The 24,717-nt window shown below is 36.6% G+C and carries 23 protein-coding genes; 12 read left to right on the top strand and 11 right to left on the bottom strand.

Annotated elements, in window-relative coordinates:
• Positions 1–399, top strand: coding sequence for a hypothetical protein (locus BUL40_RS14790; protein ID WP_010519855.1), 399 nt, complete (start codon positions 1–3; stop codon positions 397–399).
• Here BUL40_RS14790 and BUL40_RS14785 read toward each other — a convergent pair.
• Complete coding sequence (locus BUL40_RS14785; RefSeq protein ID WP_080319882.1) at positions 393–1,124, bottom strand: biotin--[acetyl-CoA-carboxylase] ligase; 732 nt, start codon at positions 1,122–1,124, stop codon at positions 393–395. The two genes, BUL40_RS14790 and BUL40_RS14785, sit on opposite strands and share 7 nt — an antisense overlap.
• Before the next feature lie 94 nt (positions 1,125–1,218).
• Here BUL40_RS14785 and rsfS point away from each other — a divergent pair, with 94 nt between their 5' ends.
• The 6 genes from rsfS to BUL40_RS14755 all read left to right on the top strand — a co-directional run bounded on the left by rsfS (position 1,219) and on the right by BUL40_RS14755 (position 5,987).
• On the top strand, positions 1,219–1,593 hold the full coding sequence (gene rsfS / locus BUL40_RS14780; RefSeq protein ID WP_080319881.1) for a ribosome silencing factor: 375 nt from the start codon (positions 1,219–1,221) through the stop codon (positions 1,591–1,593).
• Positions 1,594–1,601: 8 nt separating this feature from the next.
• On the top strand, positions 1,602–3,578 hold the full coding sequence (gene ftsH / locus BUL40_RS14775; protein WP_080319880.1) for an ATP-dependent zinc metalloprotease FtsH: 1,977 nt from the start codon (positions 1,602–1,604) through the stop codon (positions 3,576–3,578).
• Between the two features lie 81 nt (positions 3,579–3,659).
• Positions 3,660–4,268, top strand: coding sequence for an LUD domain-containing protein (locus BUL40_RS14770; protein WP_010519859.1), 609 nt, complete (start codon positions 3,660–3,662; stop codon positions 4,266–4,268).
• Between the two features lie 4 nt (positions 4,269–4,272).
• Entirely contained in the window at positions 4,273–5,076 is an 804-nt protein-coding gene (locus BUL40_RS14765; protein ID WP_080319879.1) for a phosphatidate cytidylyltransferase, read from the top strand.
• A complete protein-coding gene (locus BUL40_RS14760) occupies positions 5,066–5,731 on the top strand; it encodes a phosphatidylserine decarboxylase family protein (protein ID WP_010519861.1) in 666 nt (221 codons plus the stop codon). Before BUL40_RS14765 ends, BUL40_RS14760 begins: the two co-directional genes overlap by 11 nt.
• Positions 5,724–5,987 (top strand): acyl-CoA-binding protein, encoded by a 264-nt coding sequence (locus BUL40_RS14755; RefSeq protein ID WP_080319878.1) that lies wholly within the window; start codon positions 5,724–5,726, stop codon positions 5,985–5,987. The genes BUL40_RS14760 and BUL40_RS14755 overlap by 8 nt, the downstream gene beginning before the upstream one ends.
• 2 nt (positions 5,988–5,989) lie before the next feature.
• Here the strand turns inward: BUL40_RS14755 and BUL40_RS14750 are convergent, their stop codons facing one another.
• From BUL40_RS14750 to BUL40_RS14740, 3 genes are read right to left on the bottom strand one after another with little or no spacing between them, the layout of a single operon-like run.
• Positions 5,990–7,267, bottom strand: coding sequence for a sterol desaturase family protein (locus tag BUL40_RS14750; RefSeq protein ID WP_080319877.1), 1,278 nt, complete (start codon positions 7,265–7,267; stop codon positions 5,990–5,992).
• A gap of 36 nt (positions 7,268–7,303) precedes the next feature.
• On the bottom strand, positions 7,304–8,008 hold the full coding sequence (locus tag BUL40_RS14745; protein ID WP_080319876.1) for a response regulator transcription factor: 705 nt from the start codon (positions 8,006–8,008) through the stop codon (positions 7,304–7,306).
• On the bottom strand, positions 7,998–9,266 hold the full coding sequence (locus tag BUL40_RS14740) for a sensor histidine kinase (protein ID WP_080319875.1): 1,269 nt from the start codon (positions 9,264–9,266) through the stop codon (positions 7,998–8,000). Before BUL40_RS14740 ends, BUL40_RS14745 begins: the two co-directional genes overlap by 11 nt.
• Positions 9,267–9,470: 204 nt before the next feature.
• On the opposite strand from BUL40_RS14740, the gene BUL40_RS14735 reads away from it, so the two are divergent.
• The gene (locus BUL40_RS14735) at positions 9,471–10,607 is read left to right on the top strand and encodes a protein involved in meta-pathway of phenol degradation (protein ID WP_080319874.1); all 1,137 of its coding nucleotides are present in this window, start codon (positions 9,471–9,473) and stop codon (positions 10,605–10,607) included.
• On the opposite strand, the gene BUL40_RS14730 is transcribed toward BUL40_RS14735, so the two are convergent.
• From BUL40_RS14730 to BUL40_RS14700, 7 genes are read right to left on the bottom strand one after another with little or no spacing between them, the layout of a single operon-like run.
• Entirely contained in the window at positions 10,604–11,452 is an 849-nt protein-coding gene (locus tag BUL40_RS14730) for a sugar phosphate nucleotidyltransferase (RefSeq protein ID WP_080319873.1), read from the bottom strand. The genes BUL40_RS14735 and BUL40_RS14730 overlap by 4 nt on opposite strands.
• The gene (locus tag BUL40_RS14725; protein WP_244901885.1) at positions 11,452–12,510 is read right to left on the bottom strand and encodes a GHMP family kinase ATP-binding protein; all 1,059 of its coding nucleotides are present in this window, start codon (positions 12,508–12,510) and stop codon (positions 11,452–11,454) included. Before BUL40_RS14725 ends, BUL40_RS14730 begins: the two co-directional genes overlap by 1 nt.
• Before the next feature lie 8 nt (positions 12,511–12,518).
• Positions 12,519–13,916: a Gfo/Idh/MocA family oxidoreductase gene (locus tag BUL40_RS14720; protein WP_080319871.1), complete on the bottom strand. Its 1,398-nt coding sequence runs from the start codon at positions 13,914–13,916 to the stop codon at positions 12,519–12,521.
• The gene (locus tag BUL40_RS14715; protein ID WP_080319870.1) at positions 13,913–14,800 is read right to left on the bottom strand and encodes a dienelactone hydrolase family protein; all 888 of its coding nucleotides are present in this window, start codon (positions 14,798–14,800) and stop codon (positions 13,913–13,915) included. Before BUL40_RS14715 ends, BUL40_RS14720 begins: the two co-directional genes overlap by 4 nt.
• A gap of 12 nt (positions 14,801–14,812) precedes the next feature.
• A complete protein-coding gene (locus BUL40_RS14710) occupies positions 14,813–15,670 on the bottom strand; it encodes an MBL fold metallo-hydrolase (protein WP_080319869.1) in 858 nt (285 codons plus the stop codon).
• A 3-nt stretch (positions 15,671–15,673) separates the two neighbouring features.
• Positions 15,674–16,387, bottom strand: a complete 714-nt coding sequence (locus BUL40_RS14705) for a LytR/AlgR family response regulator transcription factor (RefSeq protein ID WP_080319868.1) — start codon at positions 16,385–16,387, stop codon at positions 15,674–15,676.
• A 1-nt stretch (position 16,388) separates the two neighbouring features.
• Positions 16,389–17,384, bottom strand: coding sequence for a sensor histidine kinase (locus BUL40_RS14700; protein WP_080319867.1), 996 nt, complete (start codon positions 17,382–17,384; stop codon positions 16,389–16,391).
• A 225-nt stretch (positions 17,385–17,609) separates the two neighbouring features.
• Here BUL40_RS14700 and BUL40_RS14695 point away from each other — a divergent pair, with 225 nt between their 5' ends.
• From BUL40_RS14695 to BUL40_RS14680, 4 genes are all read left to right on the top strand, one after another.
• Positions 17,610–19,982, top strand: coding sequence for an outer membrane beta-barrel family protein (locus BUL40_RS14695; RefSeq protein WP_080319866.1), 2,373 nt, complete (start codon positions 17,610–17,612; stop codon positions 19,980–19,982).
• A gap of 133 nt (positions 19,983–20,115) precedes the next feature.
• A complete protein-coding gene (locus BUL40_RS14690) occupies positions 20,116–22,407 on the top strand; it encodes a glycoside hydrolase family 3 protein (protein ID WP_080319865.1) in 2,292 nt (763 codons plus the stop codon).
• A 13-nt stretch (positions 22,408–22,420) separates the two neighbouring features.
• Positions 22,421–23,680, top strand: a complete 1,260-nt coding sequence (locus tag BUL40_RS14685) for a prolyl oligopeptidase family serine peptidase (protein WP_080319864.1) — start codon at positions 22,421–22,423, stop codon at positions 23,678–23,680.
• A 153-nt stretch (positions 23,681–23,833) separates the two neighbouring features.
• A complete protein-coding gene (locus tag BUL40_RS14680) occupies positions 23,834–24,664 on the top strand; it encodes a DMT family transporter (protein WP_317044024.1) in 831 nt (276 codons plus the stop codon).
• Positions 24,665–24,717 lie beyond the last annotated feature (53 nt).

The following is a 24,717-nucleotide window of genomic DNA, read 5'->3' as shown; positions in this document are numbered from 1 at the left end:
ATGCATATAGAGACACCCAAGAAAACCGTAAATCAAGACAATAAAACTGTTTTTGAATTTCTTTCTGACGTTAAAAATTTTAAAGTTTTAATGCCAGATAATATAGATAAATTTGAGGTTTTGGATGACCAAACCTTCAAATTTGCCCTTAAGGGAATGCCAGAAATTATTTTAAGGCTTAAAGAAAAAACACCTAATTCAAAAGTAGTACTGGGAGCTGCAAGTGATAAGCTTCCGTTTACCCTTACAGCAGTTATAGCAGAACCTGCGGCAAATACTAGCGAAGTTGGTTTAAGCTTTGAAGGAGAATTTAACGCTATGATGGCTATGATGATTAAAAAGCCTATCAGTAATTTTATGCAAACCTTGACAGATAATCTTGAAAAAATAGGTCAATAAAGTAATCTAAGCTCCTTAAACGCTATTTGAATTTCGGATTCATCTTCTTTAAGGAGTTTTAATTTTCCACTTCTTGCAACTCCAAGAATCATAGCATTACTAATTTTCCCTTCCCCATCTTCAAAGGCAGACACCTTGTTTATCCTAAACAATTGTTGTTCGTATACTTTCAAAAGCGCTAAGTAATTCTCTTTGGGATATTCTAGAAATCTTCTTTTTACGGCTTTAATCAATTCTCCTAAAATTATTTCAAGGTTAAAATCCGTACCAACAAGGGTTTTTAGTGAGGTAACATTAGACATTTCACCAAAATTAGTTTGGTTTACATTTAAACCAATCCCCATAATTGATTTATCTATTACAGGTCCCTTAAACTGATTTTCAGTAAGAATCCCACAGATTTTTTTATTCCCTGCCATAATGTCGTTTGGCCATTTTACGGTTACAGGAACAATTGTCATGCTTTTCAATACGTCTACTATAGACAAAGAAACAATGGCGTTTAGGTAAAAAAAGTCCTCAGGCGCCAAGGCCAAACCAGACCTTAAAACACTAAACGTTAAGTTTTTACCAGGCTCTACAAGCCATTGGTTGCCCATTTGTCCTCTCCCTTTGGTTTGGTTTTTAGCCCAAACCACGGTGTAATCTGCCGTAAATCCGTTGACCAAGAGCTCTTTTAAATACAGATTTGTAGAAGCAGTGGCATCAAGTTTGATTAATTGCATACTGTGTTGTCCTAATATGTTTCAATGTTATGTTAAAAACACAATTGGACAAAACAAAAAAATAATAACTTTGTAAAAATTTTAAAATTATTGGATGCAGGGAAACAAAACCAATGCAGATGAACTTATTGCCTTAATTATTGCTGGGATAGAAGAAGTAAAAGGACTGGATATTAGTTTATTGGATTTAAGGGATATTGAGAATACGGTCTGCGATTATTTTGTTATTTGCAATGGTACATCCAATACCCACGTTAACGCTATAGTCTCTTCCATTCAAAAAACCGTAAGTAAAGCTTTAAAAGACAAACCTTGGCATGTAGAAGGCTCTGACAATGCCGAATGGGTTTTAATGGACTATGTAAATGTGGTTGTACATGTTTTCCAGAAACATGTAAGAGAATATTATGATATAGAAGGTCTTTGGGGAGATGCCAAAGTAACTTTAGTAGAGAGCAGCTATAATTAAAAAAGAAAATGGCTAAAGACAATAATCCAAACACACCCAAAAAACCCCGTTTTAGTTCTTGGTGGATATATGGTGTTATCATCGCCCTTATTTTGGGCTTTCAATTTTTTGGTTCGGCAACTTTTTCCAATACGGAAAAAACGACCACCTCAGAAATGCAAGAATTTTTACGTAATGGAGACATTAGTAAAATAGTAATCATAACCAATACCAGAAAGGCTAAAATCTTTCTAACGGATGAAGCATTAAAAAAAGATGTACATAAGGGAGTTTCTGAAAAATCCTTACTGCCTTCTACAGGTATGGTGCCGCAGTACATCTTAGATTACGGTGACTTGCAAATATTTCAAAATGAAATTACCGAAATCAAAAAAGAGAATAACCTAGACACTATTGTTGAGTTTGATACGGAGTCTAACATATTTGGGGATATTATCTTATCCTTGATACCGTTTATTCTTATCATTGGTATTTGGATATACCTTATGCGTAGAATGTCTGGCGGTGGTGCTGGTGGTGCTGGTGGTCAAATATTTAATATTGGAAAGTCTAAGGCAAAGTTATTTGATGAGAAAACAGACACTAGAACTTCCTTTAAAGATGTAGCCGGTTTAGAAGGTGCCAAAGAAGAAGTACAAGAAATTGTTGAGTTCCTTAGAAACCCAGACAAATATACCTCACTAGGTGGTAAAATACCTAAAGGCGCCCTTTTGGTGGGCCCTCCGGGAACAGGTAAAACTCTATTGGCCAAAGCCGTAGCTGGGGAAGCAAAAGTGCCATTTTTCTCTTTATCCGGTTCAGATTTTGTAGAAATGTTCGTAGGTGTAGGTGCATCTAGGGTTAGAGATTTATTTAAACAAGCCAAAGATAAATCGCCAGCAATAATTTTCATCGATGAAATTGATGCCATAGGTAGAGCCCGTGGTAAAAACAATTTTACTGGTTCTAATGATGAACGCGAAAACACATTAAACCAGTTACTTACAGAAATGGATGGTTTTGGCACCAATACCAATGTTATTGTGCTAGCAGCAACCAACCGTGCAGATGTGTTGGATAAAGCATTAATGCGTGCTGGCCGTTTTGATAGACAGATTTATGTAGACCTACCAGACATTCGTGAGCGTAAAGAAATCTTTGAAGTACACTTAAGACCTATTAAAACAGCAGAGACACTAGATTTAGATTTCCTTGCTAAACAAACCCCAGGTTTTTCGGGTGCGGATATTGCTAATGTATGTAACGAAGCTGCCTTGATCGCTGCTCGTAAAGAACGTAAAGCGGTAACCAAGCAAGATTTTCTTGATGCCGTAGACCGTATTGTTGGTGGCTTAGAGAAGAAAAACAAAATTATTACTCCAGAAGAGAAGAAAACTATTGCTTACCACGAAGCAGGGCATGCTACCGTAAGTTGGATGACAGAACATGCGGCTCCACTGGTTAAAGTTACCATTGTACCAAGAGGACAGTCTTTGGGCGCTGCTTGGTATTTGCCAGAGGAGCGTTTAATAGTTCGCCCAGAGCAGATGTTAGATGAGATGTGCGCCACCATGGGTGGTAGAGCCGCAGAAAAGGTAATGTTCAATAAAATTTCTACCGGTGCCCTTTCAGATTTGGAAAAAGTAACCAAACAAGCTAGAGCCATGGTTACCATATATGGGTTGAATGATACCTTAGGAAACATAACATACTATGATTCTTCAGGACAAAATGAATATGGTTTTTCTAAACCATATAGCGAAGAGACAGCTCAAAAAATTGATACGGAGATATCAAAAATAATAGAAGAGCAGTACCAAAGAGCAATAAAATTACTAGAAGACAACAAAGACAAACTAACAGAATTGGCTGAGCGTTTGTTAGAGAAAGAAGTTATTTTTAAAGACGATTTGGAAAAAATCTTTGGTAAGCGTCCTTTTGATAAGGTAGAGGAAGAAGTAAAGGTTGAAGAAATAAAACCGTCAGAAGACCAATCTCCGGAATAAAAAAATAAGATTTATAAATACTAAGTTTTTCATTTACCCAAATGCATTAGCTTAACAAACAGTATTTTTTGACCACTTTGTATGGGTATATTTGGCAAACTATTTGGAGGCGGTAAAAAGGTTCCTAAAGAAACTTTAGAAACTAGAGGGGAACACATGCCCGACCTTAAAATTCCTGCCGATGAAAAGTTTACCATATTTTTTAAAAAAAATGGTGGCAAATTTGTTTACTGTGAAGATTTTGAGGAAGTAGAAGAAGGACTCAAAAACATAGTTGAGGAAAACGCTTGGCACGATCAAAAGTTTTTAACTTTAGATAAGAGAATAAACGAGCGCTTTATAACCAACAACATAAGCTTTACAGATAAGCCCAAGGAGAGCGAGGTGTTCTTTACCACTTGCGAACATTTAATTGCCCACGATGGTTCCGTACTTGTTTGCTCCAATCAGATAATGGAAAAAAAGCTAAAAGAGCTACCTTCTAACCTGATTATTTTTGCCACAACCAGCCAAATGGTAGAGAATATTAGCGAAGGGCTAAAAGTTATTAAAAAGCGGTATCCCAACAGGTTGCCTGATAACATAACCACTATAAAGCACTTTGTGCCATCTGCCGAAAATAAAGACGATTTTCTTTCTTATGGTAGTACATCAAAAAATGTATATCTTTTATTGTTAGAAGATTTATAATTCCATGAAAGAACTTTTACGCAGATCCCTAACTGGGGTGGTTTATGTTTCCCTTTTGTTAGCGGCTATTTTTTTAAACAGTGATGCGTTTGATTTCTTGTTCATGGTGTTTGGACTAGGATGTATCTATGAGTTTAAACGATTACTAAAAATTAGGCGTTACTACGTATTTGTTGCATTTCTAGGATTGTGGTGGCTCTACATTTATTTTATAAAATCTATTTTACCGGTATACGCGCTTCTTGCCTTAACCCTAATTACCAATATCTTACTACTAGGCTATCTGTTTTCTGGTAAGCACAAGGTATTTACAGCATTACAAAAGTTCTTAATAGCTCTATTTTACATTGGTAGTGGTTGTATTTTTCTAACCATGATACCATACCGGTTAGAAGGCTTTGAAAAAATACTGATAATGGGAGTTTTTGTAATTATTTGGGTTAACGACTCTTTTGCATATCTTGTAGGTAAGAGTATTGGAAAAAATAAACTTTTCCCTTCTATTTCTCCTAAAAAAACAATTGAAGGTTCACTTGGAGGTCTTATTTTTGCAGTATTAGCAGGTTACCTAATATCCAGGTTTGATGCATCCATCTCTACAGTAGAATGGCTAATTTTAGCAATGGTACTGGTAATATCAGGTAACTTGGGAGATTTATTGGAATCTAAATTTAAACGCAGTGCTGGCGTTAAGGATAGTGGTGCAATTTTACCTGGTCATGGTGGTATTTTAGACCGCTTGGACAGTTTGGTTTTTGCTGCACCGTTTGCTTACGCAACACTTACAATTTTCTCATATGTTTCATAAAGAGGGACAAAAGATTATCTTTTTTACGTTTTTCCTAGTCGTGGCCGGTATTGTTGCCAGTGAATATCTAATACCTATAGACTGGCTAAAACTAGTGGTACAACTAGTACTATTTGTAGTCCTTATTTTAATCCTACAATTTTTTAGAAATCCTAAACGTAGGGTTACCCCTTCTTTTGATGAGTTACTTGCTCCAGTAGATGGTAAGGTGGTAGTTATAGAAGAAGTAGAAGAACCAGAATATTTTAAAGACAAAAGAAGGCAGGTGTCTATTTTTATGTCGCCAACCAATGTTCATGTAACCCGTTATCCTGCAAGCGGGGTAATTACTTTTTCTAAATATCACCCAGGAAAATATTTGGTTGCCTGGCATCCAAAAGCAAGTACGGATAACGAACGTACAACCGTAGTCTTAAAAACCCCAAAATTTGGTGAGGTGCTTTACCGCCAAATAGCTGGTGCTCTTGCTAGAAGAATTGTAAACTATGCCACCAAAGGAGACCAAGTAATACAAGGTGAGGACGCTGGTTTTATTAAATTTGGTTCTAGGGTAGATTTGTTTCTACCGTTAGATGCAAAGGTTTGTGTTAAGCTTAATCAAAAAGTTGTTGGTGCGCGTACTTGTATTGCTATGTTAGGCGATAAGGATGAGTAAAAAGGACTTACATATTGCGTTTGAAGAAGCTGTCAATTACGTAAATAGCTATACAGAGCCGCTTCCTGCAGATTTATTACTTAAATTATACGCCTACTACCGTATTGCCAACAAAAATTTTAATCACCCAGGCAGTAGAACACCCTTAATTAATGCTTTTAAGGCAAATGCACTTATACAGGCGCAAAAAGTAACCCCTAAAAAAGCTATGGAAAACTATATTGAGCTGGTTAATACCGAGATTAAATCGAGATAAGCCTAAGTTAATTCTGTATCTGAATTGGTTGGTAATCTGTAATTAGATTTGAAATAAAAGTATAAAGCCGAAATTATACTAATTATAAAATATAGGAAAATCAATACCACACCAACTTCTAAATGTTGTTTTAGTCCAAACCAATCATTGGTTAAATAAATAAACCCTAAACCAACTACTCCTCTTACTACCTCAATAAAGGCACCGTAATTTTGCTGATCCATGATACTGGTATAAGCAAATATTCCTATAAAGATAAATGCCGCCATGTAAAAAAGATTTGGAAATCCAATAGTTTCAAAATTAGAAAACATATATAGCAACAATATGGTGTGGGTCAACAATTGAAAAATGGCATAAGCCTTCATCTCAAAAGACGAATCTGAATCGTATTTCTTAAAATTATATACATCTTCAATTCCAACAATTGGATATTTCTCAACAACATCTGCTGGTCTCCATCCAGTAGGCATAAACCAAATCCTTAAACGGTCCCACCAATTTCGTGTTCTAAACGCATCTAAACACATTCTCCAAAAATGCTGAAAGTTTATAAGTACAGGGTTCCACGTACCCGCAGGTTTTAAGACACCATATTGCGGTGGCACATCTTCCAATTCTTCTTGGAACGTGCCAAACAATCTATCCCAAACAGATAATATCTGTCCTAAATTCTTATCTATATACTCTGCATTTATAGCGTGGTGCACCCTATGTTGGGAAGGAGTCACCAACACATATTCTAACCAACCTAATTTACCAATGTGCTGGGTATGGTACCAAAATTGGGCAAACAGATGTATTGGCGCCAAAATAGCAATAACTTGATTGGGAACACCTAGCAACGCCGCAGGTATGAGTAATAATGCATAATAACCAATTAGGTTGGCTATAGGTTGCCTTAGGGCACACGCTAAATTGAACTCTTCACTGCTATGATGTATTACGTGCTGATTCCAAAAAATATTAATATGATGGCTTAATCTATGGTTCCAATATCCCGCAAAATCAATAGCAATAAAGGCCATCACCCATACCAACCAAGTGTTCTTAATTTCAATAAGAGCCAAATGTTCCAACAAAAAAGGATAACTAATAAGTATTACTACCAAACCCAAAGAGTCTTTAATAATATTTGTTAAACCAGAACTAAGACTGCTAACGGTATCTAAAACCGTATATTTTTGGTTTTTTACCACATAACCGTATAAAATTTCTAAAAGTACCAACCCTACAAAAAATGGGATCGCGTATAAAAGTGCAGTTGCGTACGTTTCCATAGTACTTTAAATATACTAAATCTTAAACATAAAGAATTATTGAACCTTTAGTATGAAACCTTGACCATGTACATTTTCAATAGAAATATTAGCATCTGATTTTAGATAAGACCTAAGCCTAGTTATGAACACATTTAAACTCTTTTTATTAAAATAAGAATTCTCGCCCCACAACTTAATCAATATATCCCTATGGGTACAAAGATTATTTTTATTGCTAACTAAAATCTTTAAAAGCTCATTCTCCCTTTTGGTCAAATTGACTTCACTCTTTATTGTATCGTTGGTTAGTTTTTGATTACGATAGTCGAGTTTAAAATCTCCTACAGTTATTATTTCTTCTGTAGTACCAAGAAAATCATTGGTATAGATACGAGAAAAAATGGAGCGTATCCTAACCAAAAGTTCCTCTTCGTCTATGGGCTTTTTGAGGTAGTCTATAGCACCTAAAGAAAACCCTTTTAATACATCTATTTTCATAGCTTTAGAGGTTAGAAACAAAAAAGGTAAGTTGGCATACTTTTCCTTAATTTTTGTGGCAAGCGTAAAGCCATCCATTACGGGCATCATAACATCTAGAATAACCAAATCTGCAGTTTGATGACTTAAATAATCCAAAGCTTCCTGCCCATTTTTGCACCAATGCACCGTAAAACCTTTCATCCCTAGGTATTCACTTAACAAATAACCTAAAGCTTCCTCATCTTCTACCAATAAGAGTTTAGCTTGCTCAACTTTCATTCAAAGGAATTTTAATTGTTACTGTAGTTCCTATATTTTCTTTACTATCCAAAATTATTTTACCGTTATGCTTTTTTACAACGGTATACGCATAGTTTAAACCAAGACCAAATCCTTTTACCCCATGCAAATTACTTTGGTTACCCCTATAGTATTTTTGGAAGACCTTATGAATATCCTTTTGCGGTATACCAATACCATTGTCTTTAACTCGAATAATCAAATGGTTGTTCTTTTTAAAAGAGTTTAATTCAATTATTGGATTCTCGGCATATTTTTTTGCGTTATCCAAGAGGTTTTTGATTGTATTCTCTAAATGAAAAGCTTCACCTAAAATCGTATAATCAGAATCTACTAAATTAAAAGTAAAACCAACCTGCTCCAAAGACACCAACGCCTCAAATTCTTTGCATAGTTTTTCTAGAACCGGCTTAAAATCTAAAGGTTTTAATTGAAAAACATTTTTTTTTCTATCCATAGATGCCAGTTCCAAAACCTTATCAATATGGCTACCTAACCGTTTGGTTTGTTGCGTTATAATATTTAAAAAAGTTTTATCACCACCCTTAGTTTTCTCTTCTAGAATTTTGGTAGCAAGCTGTATGGAATATACGGGTGTTTTTAATTCATGGGTAAGGTTATTTATAAAATCGTCCGTATTCGCAATAATTCGCTGCTGCCAATAAAATGTTCTAAACCCCCAAATAGTAATTAAAAAGATACAGACTAAAAAAATTAGACTTGGCAAGGTTAACCCATTAAGCTTAGAGAGAAAATAGCGATTTAAGTTTTTGAATTTTAAATTTAAATACACCCTCTCCCCTAGCACTTCTGGTATATAGCCCTCTAAAGCCATATTGTAATCATAGATTTTTACATCCTTGTTAAACTGTTTATTGGAATTTAAATAGACATTGGATTCTTTACTTTTTAGTTGATATACAAAAGCAGCATCAATTCCATTTTTCTCTAGCTTGTCCTTAAGGAAACCTTCAAAAAACAAATGTGCGGATTGCGATAAAGAATCTGGGGTAGTAGTAAAAAACGTAGTGTCTTGCTGTACCGCACTGGCAATTAGATAGGTTAGTTTATTCTCATAACGTAATTCTTCTTTGATTGCTTTAGAGGCTGTTTCTACCTTTTTAGCAAATTGTACACTTGCTAAATTTAAGCCTATACCCAAGTATTGATATTGTACAATTGCCAAACCAATGAGCGAAATAACAAATACAGCTATAAGAAGGGTCTTTTTATTCATTGCTTGCTAATTAAATTAAAATTAAACAGATAGTAATTCAATTTTCAACTTAATTACCATTTTTAATCTTTCATTAATCTTTGTTATACAACCGTTATCCTAATCTTGAAGACTTCCCAATTAACTTTGTCACAAGTTTAGTTTATTAGAATTTAAAGAAATATAAGTGGCCGGTTCTCCCGGCCATTTTTAATCTAGCCACAAATGAAAACCGCAACCAGCCAAACCACCCTTTTCCTATTGCTAATTATTTTTAATTTCCAATTAATAAACGCACAAGGCTGTGTAGCCATAAGACACTTTTCCTCTTGTGTAGGAAACGCATTGGAAAATAATCTTTTAGGACCGGGCGATATACAGATAGGCTCCAATTATCGGTATTTTAAATCGTTTAGGCATTTTAGAGGAACGGAAGAAGAGGCAGATAGGGTTGCCAATGAAACCGAAGTGGTGAACAACGCTCATGCTTGGGATTTCTTTATTACTTATGGTATTACGGATAGACTTTATGCTAGTGCTACGTTGCCTTTTGTTATTAACACACGGTCCTCTTTATACGAACATGGAAGAAATGAAAGAAACACTACATTTTCTAGAGGTCTAGCAGATGTACGCTTGGGTGTAGGCTATTGGGTATTTAATCCAGCAAACAATCCAAACGGTAATTTAGCCTTAGGGTTAGGTGTTAAACTGCCTACTGGTAATTATAATGCTTCTGATATTTTCTACAATGTTGGGCCAGAGGGGTCTCCACAAGTAAGGCCCGTAGACCAAAGCATACAACCTGGTGATGGTGGCTTTGGTATAACCTTAGACTTTCAACTCTATAAAAAAATCTTTACTGATTTCTACCTTTACGCTGGTGGATTCTATTTAATAAATCCAAGAGAAACTAACGGAACCAGAACACTTAGGGAAACCCTGTCACCTATTTTGGAAAACGAAGCCATTATGGCCGTCCCAGACCAATTTTCTAGTCGTTTAGGCTTAAGTTATGCCATTTCTCCTTTGTTTTCCACTTCTTTAGGAGCACGTTTTGAAGGCATACCGGTAAAAGATTTAATGGGTGGCAACAAAGGTTTCAGAAGACCAGGAAATGTACTTTCACTAGATCCTGGTTTAGCATACATGGCAAATAACCTATCCATCAACCTTAATGTACCTATTGCCCTGCGTAGGGATAGACCCCAAAGCGTAACCGATTTAGAGACGCAAATGGCAACCGGAAACCCTAGAAATGGAGATGCCGCTTTTGCAGATTACGCCATTAACCTAGGCATAACCTTTCGTTTACCTAATAAAAAGGAAATCAGCACACCAGATGTACAAAGTCCATTTTAAGTGGTTAACTTAAACGTTGCAACATCTGCGATGGTAGTTAAATCTGGAAGTTTTTCAGATTTTGGGTAACAATATACCGCTTTGGAATTCGCCTTGCTCATGTTCCGTACCGCCTCAGGTAATTCCTTTTCGTCTCTTTCTGGGTTAATTGGGCAATTGACCAAAAAGGGGTAACAATCTGCACCAGTAAAATTAAAAATGTTCATACTAATTCTTAACTCTCCTTTTTCGTCTTTATACGATTGTAGTTGATCTACTCCTGGCTTTTCAATTATATGGGTTAAAAAGCTATTTTCATCAATAGCTAAGACAGCAAATTTGGCTAGCTTTTCGTCATCAAAACCAAGTCCGTGCCCACTATATGCAATTATGGCATGGGGTGCCTTGCGCTCTGCCTTTAATAGTTTAAATACCGCTGTAGAATACAAATTATCCCCATTACAAACCGTAAAACTATTTTCTTTTAAAATAGGATATTGATCCATACACTGCTGCAACGCATCTGCCGTTCCTAAAGGTTTTTTTCTTGTAGGTGGAATATGTTGAATGGCAAACTGCACGGTTAAACTACTAAAGCCAGGCTCATCTTTATAGGTTTCTAAAAATCTATTGAACCCACTTGTATCTTTTGAAGTTATAAGATAAATATGAGTAATACCTGCGGTTATGGCATTCTTAATTAGGTAATACAACAAAGGCTTTCCATTCTCGCCTAAAGGGATAAGACTCTTATGTAAATCTCTAGCAGCATCTAATACCGTTTTAGAAACTGTTGCATTTGCGAGACTATTTTTCATTCTAGATGAAGCGCCCCCGGCCATTATTACCAAACTTGAATTTTCCATTATCCCTTTTTAGTTAAAGTTACCTCATATGCGTTTTTAGCACCAGCATTTTTAAAAGCCGCTATAACGTCATCTTTTGTATTACTATTTACCATAGCAACCATACAGCCACCACCGCCAGAACCAATTGTTTTAGTCCCAATTGCTCCTGCTTCTAACGCGGCTTGCATCATGCTATGCATTTCTTCTGGTGTGTTTTGAATACGCTCGTAAAGATTTTTTTGGTGTGCATTCATTACCGTTGCCAGTTCCTCTAGATTTGAATTTGGTTCACCTAATAATTTTTTAGCCCTTTTGGTTAGTTGGTAATTATGAATTGCAGCGTACCAATGATTTTGATATTCTTTAGAGACAAGGTGTTTAAACCTTTCATAATCTTCTAAAGTAGATCGTAGTATATTGAAATTAGGATTTTTCTGTTGCACTTCTTTAATGGCATTTTCTTGATAAAACCTACCATTTTTAAGCACACTCATAGTTTGCTTTTTTAAACCAGATTCCGCTACTACTAATTGTCCTAAATTTCCGGCAAGAACTTCACTTTTACCGGTTGCTGTATCTATGTAGATTAAATCTTGTTGGGCAATAGTATATTGGTCCATTAAGCCACCTGGATTGTTAAAATATTCCACCTCAACTTCATAAGCCCAATGTCCTATTTCAAAATCAGAAACCGGCGGTGGTTTTTCTTGAATGGCTACTAAAAAGCGAATCCATGCAATGGTCAATGCAGAAGAACTAGAAAGCCCAGCATTAACAGGTATATCACCCCAAATTTTAATGGAATACCCTTGCTGAAACTTTAATCCTTTTTGTTTTAAAACAGCTAATGAAGCCCTTAAGAAATCGCCGTTTTTTACGTTATAACCATCTTCATCTATGGCAATTGAAACAACTTCGTTAATATCCAACAAATCCAATCTAAATGAATTTAATTGGTTGGGAATTGCTTCTAGATTAATATATCTATTAATTGCACCCGCTATTACGGGTAAACTTAAATAATCTTGATGGTCTCCAAAAAAACATACCCTAGCAGGTACTTTTATTTGAATCATTTTATGGCTTAAGTTATAATTGATAAAGGTAACGTATTCTTCCAACTACCCCTGGTAAAATCTGGAAAAGCTTGTGGCATACCCTCTTCGGAAACCGACTTTTCGCTCAATGGAGCAACGGCACTCCAGAAACAACCTTCGTACACATTTTGGTCTAAAGGAATACCTTGCTGTAAACACTCTACTATACGGTACATCATAATACCATCCATACCACCGTGACCACTGTTTTTAGCCGTTTCATTTAGTCTTTTATAAAGTGGATGGTCATATTTATCATAAACCGCCTGTAATTTTTCTCCTTGTACCCAAGTATGATGGTCATCCGTGATACCCAACACACCACCTTCTAAGGCAACTCTTGTAGGAAAACCAGCTAAAGCCCCCTTAACTCCTTGAATTAAATTAAGTCTTGAATATGGTCTTGGACTTGTTTCATCCCATTGTACCAAAACCGTTCTACCCAATTGGGTCTTGATGATGGATGTATTGATATCTCCACCCTCAAAATTTAATTGATTCCATTTATGATTTGCAGGATAGTTTTCTTTGGCATACATGCTACGACCTATTGAAGGACTCGAGTAACTTACTAAACTTTTAAAAGTATCTACTCCCCTGCCTAAATTCATATACTGGGCCACAGGACCCAAACCATGTGTAGGATATAAATTTCCATTTCTTTTGGCGTAATGATGCGTTCGCCAAGAACCCGTACCTCGCTCTTGTTCTTCCATTTGCCAACGCAGCTCGTGTATGTAAGCCGCTTCCGCATGTAACAAATCACCTAACAGACCTTGCCTAACCATGTTTAGGAACAACAATTCGTCCCGGCCATAGTTTACGTTTTCCATCATCATACAGTGCTTTTTGGTTTGCTCACTGGTATCCACAATATCCCACATTTCTTTTAGGGTAACGGCAATAGGAACTTCAACAAAAGCGTGTGCACCTTGTTTCATGCTCTCAATCGCCATAGGCGCATGATTGGCCCAATTGGTCGCTATAAAGACCACGTCTGGTTTTATATCTTGCAACATAGTTTTCCATCTGTCTTCATCACCCCAATATAATTTGCAATTTTTGCTATTTGTAGCACCAACAACTTCAGTTAACCAACCTAATTTTTCATTTACCAAGTCTTCATACAAATCGCTAATAGCAACTACCTCTGTATTAGGCAAACCTGCAAAAAACTTTAAATGTGTTCCACCCCTAGCACCAACTCCAATAAAAGCAGCACGTACTATATTTAGGGGTGGAGCGGCAAAATCTCCCATATATGTTGAAGACAGAGGCCTAGTGCTTTGTGCGTTAATAGGATTAGTCAAAAAAGAAGAAACCCCAACGGCAGCAGATGCCATTGAGGTTTTTTGAATAAACTTTCTACGATTTATATTTTTCATGCTTTTAAATGCTCTTTAAAAAAATTAATGGTCCTACCCCATGCCAATTCTGCAGCTGGCTCATTATACCTTGGTGTAGATGTGTTATGAAAACCATGATTTACATCTGGGTAAACAAAAGCTTCGTATGGTTTGTTATGTTTTTTTAATGCTTCTTCATAAGCAGGCCAGCCCGCATTTACGCGTTCGTCCAATCCTGCAAATTGAAGCATTAAAGGCGCATTTATTTTGTCTATATCTTCTTTAGGCTGCCCTCCATAAAATGGAACAGCAGCTGCCAAATCTGGTACATTAACGGCCATCATGTTAGAAATCCATCCGCCAAAACAAAAGCCGACTACACCTATTTTTCCAGAGCAATCTTCATGGTTTTTAAGATAGTCAAAAGCAGCGATAAAGTCCTCCAACATTTCATTTCTATCTCGTTTTCTTTGCATAGCCCTACCTTCATCATCGTTACCAGGGTAACCCCCTAATGGACTCAAAGCATCTGGAGCCAAAGTAATAAAGCCTTCTAGTGCGGCTCTGCGGGCCGTATCCTCTATATACGGATTTAGCCCCCTATTTTCATGAACAACTACTATACCGCCAAGCTTACCCGTAAACTCTTTTGGTTTCGATAATAAGCCTTTTATAGTACCACCACCCTTGGGTGAATTGTAAGATATCGTTTTTGAGTCTAAATCTGGACTGTTAGGATTAACCAATAGCGTATCCTTGTAATTGGGCATCATAAAACTCATTAGAGAAGCAACGGTAATACCACCGACCGCATACACAGAAAGCTTTTCTAAAAATTCCCTGCGTTGTAATTTGTTATGGGCATAATCATCATAGAGGTCAAATACCTCTTGCGACACGTCTTCTCTTTTTAATTTTTTCATGATATGATTTTTTTAGTCCGCTGATTTGTATATAAACTCCACAATACGTTCTGCATTTATAAAACCGGTACCGTGTGTGGCATCCCATTCTTTTGAGAGATTCATTTGTTGCGTTGCTTCTAGTGAGTTACCAGCTTCTCTAGCTTTTTTAACTCGTTTTCTTAATTCAACCAACACATTCTTATAATCTTCTAAATCAGATATATTGGCGATACTACCATGACCAGGAATTATTATAGTATTTTCATCTAGCATACCAAGCGCCATAGTAACATTTGAAATTAAGCCATCTATATCACCTCCACTTTTTATATCTATGTAAGGATATCTTCCCGCGAAAAAATTGTCTCCCATGTGAATTACATTGGCTTCTGGTAGATAATAATACGTATCTCCTTTTGTATGTGCCGGATTTACGTGCATAGCCAATAAACGCTGATTATCTCCTAAGTAAAGGGTCATTTTATCATTAAAGGTTATTACCGGATAAGCCGCTTCACTCGTTTTCTCATCTGCCTCTAATAATTCCCTCACATTTTCATGAGCAATAATGGTGGCACCATTATTAGCTAAATTTTCGTTTCCACCGGTATGATCACCATGGTGATGCGTATTTAATACAAAATTTATGGGTTTATCGGTAATCGTTTTAACGTGACTCACAATTTTTGGAGTTAAGGGTCCAAATTGGTCATCTATTAAATATGCGGCATCCTCACCCACAATTAATCCAATGTTACCACCAGCCCCAAAAAGCACGTAAACCTTGTCTGTAAGTTTTTCTGAAGTAATTTCTACTTCATCAAAATTACGTTGGGCGTAGCCAACCGTTAAAATGGTCCAGCAAAAAATAAATAAATGGTTTTTCATAGTCTATTTAGTTCCAAGCACCCTGCTCAAAAACAGTTCTTTATAAGCTCTGCCAATAGGTACTTTAATTTGGTTTTCCAGGTAGATTAAATTCCCGGTTATTTTTACAATTTGTTTATTATTAACAATATACGATTTATGAACTTGACAAAACTGTACTTCATTTAAATTAGTGGTCCAATATTTTAAAGGTTCTTGAGAAAGTATCTTCTGCCCAGTTGTAAATATTTCGGTATAATCAGAATCTGAATGAATGTATAAGATAGCGTCTATTTTTATCTTAACATGGTCGTGCCCAGATTTCACATAAATCTCCGTTGTGGTTTCCATTGTAGACTCCCGATTAGAAAATTTGGTATCGGTTTCCTTTTTAACAGAAACCTTATTTACCGCTTGTAAAAAACGCTGAAAGGAAAAGGGTTTTAACAGATAATCTACTACATTTAATTCGTACCCTTCTAAAGCATACTCAGAAAAGGCCGTGGTTAAAATAACCTGTGGCGGATTGCTCAAACTTTTTAAAAAGTCTAGCCCATTTATTTTTGGTAGATGTATATCCAAAAAAATTAAATCTACCGGATTGTTTTTTAAAAATTCAAGGGCCAATATGCCATCAGAAAATAAACCAACTAATTTTAAGGAAGAAACATCTTCTATAAACTTTTTTAAAATGCGTTGGGCCGGTGGCTGGTCTTCTATTATAATGCAGTTTATCATACTAATCCGTTTCTAATTCTATCTGTAAATCCACCCGAAACTCTTTGTGTTGTTCCGTAATTCTTAAAATGTGTTTGTTAGGATAAAGTAATTGAAGTCTTTTTTTAACATTGGCCAAACCTATACCACTAGCCACTGAGTCTAGCCCTTTTACCGTTTCAAAATTATTGACACAACTAAAGAACAGGGTGCTACCCTTTAGGTTTACATCTATAGCTATTTTTATATTGCTAGACTGTCCAGATTGGCTGTGCTTAAACGCATTTTCTATAAAAACAATTAATATTAAGGGTGCTATTTTTTGGCCCGTCATGCCATTGCCAACAGTAAAACTAACCTCGCCACGTTCTTCAATCTGAAGCTTATACAGTTTAATAAAGTTTGTCAATTGTTCCAACTCCTTATTTAGGGGAACAAAACGCTCTTTACTTTCATACAGCATATATCTTAAAACACCGCTCATTTCTAAAATAATTTCTGGTGTTTTAGAAGAACCTTCCAAAGCGTAAGAGTATAGATTGTTTAAATTGTTAAATAGAAAATGTGGGTTTACCTGTGAGCGTAAAAATTGCAGCTCGCTCTCGGTTATGGTACTTTGTAATTCCTTTATTTTGTCTTGCTGTTGTATGGCATCCCAAGCAAACTTACCGCTAGTTAAAATGGTCATTACGGGTAGTATGCCAAATAATGTGTAGAATAGTCCAGGAAAAGTGTTTGCCCGTTTTGTATTGGGGTATAATAATGGTTCTAAAATCTTTTCTTCTAAGAGTATCAACACCGCCAACACCAAACAAATAGATACAAAAAACCAAAGATATTTTTTAGTATATAGTAAGGTTGGCATTAAATAATAACTCACAAAAATTGTAGCCAGGGCATACATTAAAAAAAACCATGCCCTATCTACCAAAAAAGCCTGATCAAACCAATTAAAGGCAAAAAAGATAAAAACTACAATATGTAGAATTAATTGAAAAAGTAGTTCTCTTTTGAACATAATCGGATATAAGTTAGGTAATCAAAGCTAATTGAACTTGTTTTTATCCTAAAAAAGCAAGGTGCCAACAACACTGTTTTACTGCCCAACAACATACTTACTTAATGTTTTCTTAAATGCTGCCGCTTAGTACCTAAAGCCTGTCGTTCGCCCCAATATTTTTTTAGAGCCACTTTATTATTGGCAATTTCGAATTGAAAAATTACCAAAATCTAAATTAACATCATGATTGCCAGATTATATTTATTAATAGGTTTATTCCTTTTAAGCGTAACAGCCGTTAACGCGCAACAAACCAAATTGTTAAAAGGAAAAGTTGTAGAAGAAGGAAATCAATATCCGGTTGCCTTTGCTACCATAATGATTGGTGATAACGATACCAAACAGGCGCTAACCGGAGCAACCACGGCAGAAGACGGCTCTTTCAACTTTGAATTTACTGCAGATAACTATTATATAGAAATTAGTTTTATCGGCTTTGAAAAAAAGGTTATTACCCAACCCAAAACCAACGACCAAGTTATAGATCTAGGTACAATTATTCTAGCACCAGATGCCCAACAATTAGAAGAAGTAGTGGTACAAGGTGAGGTTTCCCAAACGGAATTTAAGCTAGACCGCAGGGTATTTAACGTAGGCAAAGATTTAAGTACAACCGGCGCTAGTGCCTTAGAGGTATTGAACAATGTACCTTCTGTAAACGTGAATATAGAAGGAGCAGTAAGTTTAAGGGGCAGCACTGGCGTACAAATGTTGATCAACGGAAAACCTTCCATTCTAGCCAGTGACGAAGGTAATGCTTTGGGTACCATTACAGCAGACATGATAGAGCGTGTAGAAGTTATTACCAACCCTTCTGCCAAATACGATGCAGAAGGTACATCTGGCATCATCAATATAGTGCTTAAAAAAGAAGAACGAAAAGGGCTCAATGGTTCTTTATCTGTTAACACTGGAGCGCCCAACAACCATAGTTTAGGCCTAAGCCTAAATAAAAGAAGTGAAAAATTCAATTTATTTAGTCAGTTAGGAGCAGGTTATAGAGAACTACCAAATGATGTTGAGTCTATAAACCGAGATTTAACCGATAACAGTAGTATTAATTCATTTGGTGAGGAATTTAGAAATGAAACGTTTTATAACTTCGTTTTAGGTGCCGATTATTACGTAGACCCTACAAGCGTAATTACGTTATCTGGTAATGTAGCTTTAGAAGTAGAAGACCAACCATCTACCACCAATTTTGCAGCATTTGACAGTAACAACATTCTTACAAGCCAATGGCAACGAACCGAGGTAACTGAAGCCACCAATCCTAAATTCCAGTACGAGTTTCAGTATAAAAAAGATTTTGAGGACAATGAAGACCACGACCTCTTATTTAGCGCTTTGGGTAACTTTTTTGGCAAAGACCAATCCTCAGACTTCTTAGATGAAACTATTTCTGGTGAGGATAGAGATAATAGCCAAAAAACGAGAACAGACTTTAAGGAATCCGTTTTTACCTTTAAACTAGATTACACCAAACCTTTTTCAGAAAAGTGGACCATGGAAACCGGGTCACAATATGTTATGAACGATGTAAGTAACGATTATGAGGTGGAAAACTTAGTAAATGGTGAATTTGTAACCGACCCAGGTCTCACCAATATATTTGAATTTGACCAAAAAGTATTGGCTTTTTACGGTACGGGTGCTTACGAAGGAGAAAAATGGGGACTTAAAGGTGGGTTAAGAGTAGAAAACACGGATTTAAATACGCTTTTGACAAACACAAATGAGGCGAACGACCAAAATTACACCAACTTCTTTCCAAGCGCCCATACTTCTTACAAATTTTCTGAACGCGTTTCTTTACAAGCAGGTTACTCAAAACGGATATACAGACCTAGGTTATGGGACTTAAATCCCTTTTTTAATATTAGAAACAATTTTAATATTAGACAGGGTAATCCTAATCTCTTGCCAGAATTTACAGATTCCTATGAATTAACTTCTATCTTCTTTGTTGGTAAAACTGCTATGAATTTTGGGGTTTACTACAGAAAAACTACAGATGTAATTGAGCGTATTTCATTTTTTGAAAACAATGTAAACACAACTAGGCCAGAAAATATAGGAACTAATGACGCCACAGGTGTAGAATTTAATACAAAATATAGCCCAGCAAGATGGCTAACCTTCAACTTGGACCTTAATTACAATAGCTTTAAAAGAGAAGGAACCTTTGAAGAAACTGTTTTTGACTTTAGTGCGGATCAATGGTCATCTAAATTAAATACCAAAATAAAACTACCGCTAGACATAGATATGGAGGCAACGGGTAATTATAGATCAAGTTACCAAACCGTACAAGGGCAAGTAGCAGAAAACATTTTTATGGATTTAGGGGTTAGAAAAAAATTATTAAAAGGTAGAGCTGTATTAAATATGAGTATTAGAGATGTTTTTGCATCTAGGGTCTTTGAAAATACCATTGCCCAAAATGATTTTGAAGTATATAACCGTTCGCAACGTGGCAGGTTTATTTCGTTTGGATTTAGTTACGGATTTGGCAAAGGTGAAGCCATGGAATTTTCTGGAGCTAAACGGTTTTAAGACTTTATTCCACTTTTTAATAATTTGACATATCAACTAAGAATTTATCAATAAATAAGTTATTTTATTGTTGGTTACATAAATTAGCTGTCGGTATTTTAAATTTTTAATTTCAACTAACTAAACTGAAATAATGAACCCGATTAAAAAGACGCTACTGCTTTCACTGCCGTTTGCTATATTCTCGTGCGGTCCTAAATGGACGGAAGAAGCACAAGACGGCTACCAATTAGTAAAAAACAAAGATGGTGCCACTTTAGGATACCATAAAAACTCAGGGGTACAACTACTTACCGTAAATCAACTGGCTTTTAAAGATTTAAATAAAAATGGAACATTAGATCCTTACGAGGATTGGAGGCTATCTGCAAAAGAAAGAGCTAAAGATTTGGCCAGCCAAATGAGCACGGAACAAATTGCTGGTTTAATGTTATATAGTGCGCATCAATCAATACCTGGTGCTGCTAGAGGTTTCGGGGCCTCTACCTATAATAAAAAACCGTTTCCAGATAGCGGAGCACAGGCCGGAGACCTTTCTGACCAGCAAAAGCAGTTTTTAACAGATGATAATTTACGCCATGTACTAATAACCCGTGTAGAAAGCCCAAAGGTAGCCGCGCAATGGAACAATAACGCGCAAGCGCACGTAGAGGGAATTGGGTTGGGCATACCGGTTAATACAAGTTCTGACCCAAGGCATGGTAGTGATTCGTATGCAGAATATAATGCAGGTGCAGGAGGCGCTATTTCCATGTGGCCTAGTACGTTAGGGTTAGCGGCTAGTTTTGACCCAGGTCTAATGGAAACCTTTGGCACAATAGCTTCACAAGAATACCGTGCTTTAGGTATTGCCACCGCTCTATCTCCGCAAATAGATTTAGCAACCGAACCTAGATGGAGCCGTTTTGATGGCACTATGGGCGAAGATCCAAAATTGGCTACGGATCTAGCGAGAGCTTACGTGGATGGTTTTCAGACCACAGATGGTAAGGGATGGGGTATGCAAAGTGTAAACGCAATGGTAAAACATTGGCCAGGTGGTGGTCCAGAAGAAGGCGGTAGAGATGGGCATTTTGGATATGGCGCTTATGCTGTCTATCCTGGAAAAAATATGAAAGACCATATGATGCCATTTTTAGAAGGTGCTTTTAAACTAAAAGGCGAGACAAAATCGGCCACAGCGGTTATGCCATACTATACCATCTCAGACGGACATGGAGAGGCTGTTGGCAATGGCTACAACCAATACCTTGTAACGGAACTATTAAGAGATACCTATGGGTATGATGGTGTGCTTTGCACGGATTGGGGAATTACAAGAGACGTCTCTGCCATAGATAAATTTGAGGGTAAACCTTGGGGAGTAGAAACCTTAAGCGAAGTCGAAAGACATTACAAAGCTATAGAAGCCGGTATGGACCAATTTGGTGGGAATAACGATATGAAACCTGTTATTGCAGCTTACAATATGGGGGTAAAAGAACACGGGGAAAAGAAAATGCGAGCCCGTTTTGATACTTCTGCCGTTCGTCTTCTATTGAATATTTTTAGAACAGGACTTTTTGAAAATCCATATTTAAATATAGCCAAAACGGAGAAAACCGTTGGCAAACCAGAATTTATGCAACAAGGCTATAACGCGCAATTGCGGTCTATTGTAATGCTTAAAAATAAAGCCAACAGTTTACCAGTAGCAGAAAAAAAGAAAGTATACGTACCAGAAAGATATGTAGCACCTAGTGTTAATTGGTGGGGAATTGTGACCCCTGAACGTATAGAACCTGCTTTTAACATGGAGGTAGTAGCCAAATATTTTGAGATTGTAGACAGTCCAGATGCGGCAGACTTTGCATTGGTTGGAATAAAAAGTCCAGATGGCGGTACAGGTTATAACCAACAAGATGTAGAAAATGGTGGTAATGGTTACGTACCAATTAGCCTTCAATATGATACGTATACGGCAAATGATGCAAGGGAAACTAGTATTGCCGGTGGCAGCCCTTTAGAAGAGTTCACCAATAGAACGTATAAAGGAAAGACCGTAACGGCTAGAAATACCAGGGATATGGATATGGTAAATGACACCAAACAAAAAATGGGCAACAAACCGGTAATTGTAGTGGTGCATGTTAGTAAACCCATGGTATTTTCTGAAATAGAGCCTAATGCCGATGCTATTTTGGCCCATATGGGTGTTCAAGACCAGGCACTTCTAGAAATTATTGCAGGAAAGCACGAACCTTCTGCTTTATTACCTTTTCAAATGCCAGCCAATATGAAAACAGTAGAATTGCAATTTGAAGATGTACCCAGAGATATGGAACCTTATGTGGATGCAGAAGGAAATAGCTATGACTTTGCCTTTGGTCTAAATTGGAAAGGTCAAATTTCTGACGACAGAACTAAAAAATACGGAACTAAATAAATCACAACAAACAATGCAGACTGTACAAAAATTAGCGCTACTATTTTTAAGTTTGGCACTTACACCAACCATTGCACAAAAAACAGAGGGCAACTATACTTTAGTGGTCGAGGGGTTTGACTGGGGACCGGCCACCAGTAAGGTAATCCTACATTTATCAGATACAACTTCTACTGTAAATTCTACTGATTTTGAGATTAAAGTTACAAGAACTTCTGATTGCTTGCCAGCAAACTCCCCTAGGGCCAATGGCGTATTAGAGGTAGTTACGGCCTATGTTTCCGATGAAAAAGGAAACCGTTTAGCTAATGGTAAAAACATAACGTTACATACTGCCGTGGGCCCGCATTTGCCTATAGGCTCACCTATATTATACTTTTTTACGGAAGGTTGTAGTGGAAACCAGTGGACCAATTATGGACTTACCATTACAAATAAGGACAATAACAACGTATGGAACAATGAAACCGAACGAATACTACCGCTAGTAGATGAGTTTGATTTAACAGGTAAATTCCAATCAAACAATGTAGCGTTAACCTATGCAGCTTATACTCCAAAAACAAACGTTGATAAAAAACCATTGATAATTTGGTTACATGGTGGAGGCGAAGGTGGAACGGACCCAAGTATTGTACTTTTGGCTAATAGAGCCGCTAACTATGCTTCTGATGAAATACAGCAAATTTTTGGAGGCGCTTACGTATTAGCACCACAAACCCCTACTCGATGGATGCATGGCATTTCTGGAGAAACCACTACAGGCCAAGAACCAGATATTTATAGCGAAGCACTCATGGCCTTGTTCAACGATTTTATAGAAAAACATCCAGACATTGATACTAGCAGGATTTATGTTGGTGGCTGCTCCAATGGCGGATATATGACCCAGGAACTATTATTAAACTATCCAGATTATTTTGCGGCTGCATATCCCTCTGCCTTGGCATTTTTCAATGAGCATCTTTCAGATTCAGATATTGGCACTTTAGCAAACCAAGCTATTTGGTATATACATTCTAAAGACGACCCAATTACCAAGGCAGCGTTAACCGTAATACCTACGTTTGATAGACTTATAGACGCAGGTGCAGAAGATGTACATTTATCCCTATATGATCATGTAGTCGATTTATATGGTGTTTATGGCGCTGAAGATTTTCATTTAAACGGTCATTTTTCGTGGGTTTACAGTCATAGAAACCATCCCACCAAAATTATAGCTGGCCAAGAACTAACTGTCATGGAATGGTTGGCTCAGCATAAAAAATAATACTACACTCTTACTATACCAAGGGTTTTGGTTTTGTTACCAAAACCCTTTTTCTTTTTCAATTTGTCACAAATACGCATCATTCTTAGAATAAAAAACTTTTCCAGAAAATGCACCTTACCTTTGCTATTTTCAAATAAAGCTAATATTCTCTTGAAGAAAGCCGTACTTTTTATGCTACTGAGCACCTTGTCCTTCACCGGGATGAATCTTATGATTAAACAACTAGAGGCTATCCCTACTTTTCAAATCGTATTTTTTAGGGCTTTGGGCACCGTTGTTCTTGCCTCCATTTTTTTATTGAAAAACGGAATTCACTTTTTAGGCAACAATAGAAAATTATTAGTTCTAAGAGCAATTTTTGGGGTAATGGCCATGACTTTGTTTTTTATGTCTTTAAAGGAATTGGAAGCTGGCACGGCGGTATCTATACGCTACATAGCGCCTGTATTCGCATCTGTTATAGCAGTATATTTCTTAAAAGAAAAATTGCGTGCCATTCAGTTACTGCTATTTGCTATCGCTTTTTCTGGGGTTATGGTAATAAAAGGGTTTGATCCTAACATCAATTTAAAAGGATTGGCCTTAGCCTTAGCTGCTGCTTTCTTTACGGGTTTTGTATACATTTTTATTCGTAAAATTGGCAAGGGAGACCATTACATGGTTATTGTAAACTATTTTATGTTCTTTTCTCTAGCTATTGGAGGAATATTAGCCATTAACGTATGGGTTAACCCAACCACTACGCAATGGGCTATGCTTTTAAGCTTAGGTGTCTTTGGTTATTTTGGCCAAATTTATATGACACAGGCATTTCAATTAGCCAAAACAAATGTAGTTGCCCCTTTAAAATACATGGAGGTCGTTTTCACCATTTTAATTAGTTTTACTTGGTTGGGCGCAAAATACACTATGCTAAGTTTATTAGGTGTAACCATGATTATTGGCGCACTAATTGTAAATACCCTACTAAAAAAGGCATAAAAAAATCCGCCAGTTTATAACACCAACGGATTTTTATTATTTGGTTTAAAATG

The sequence above is a fragment of the Croceivirga radicis genome, from assembly GCF_002072105.2.
Taxonomy (GTDB): Bacteria; Bacteroidota; Bacteroidia; order Flavobacteriales; family Flavobacteriaceae; genus Croceivirga; species Croceivirga radicis.
This window is presented reverse-complemented; position numbering and strand designations above follow the sequence as displayed.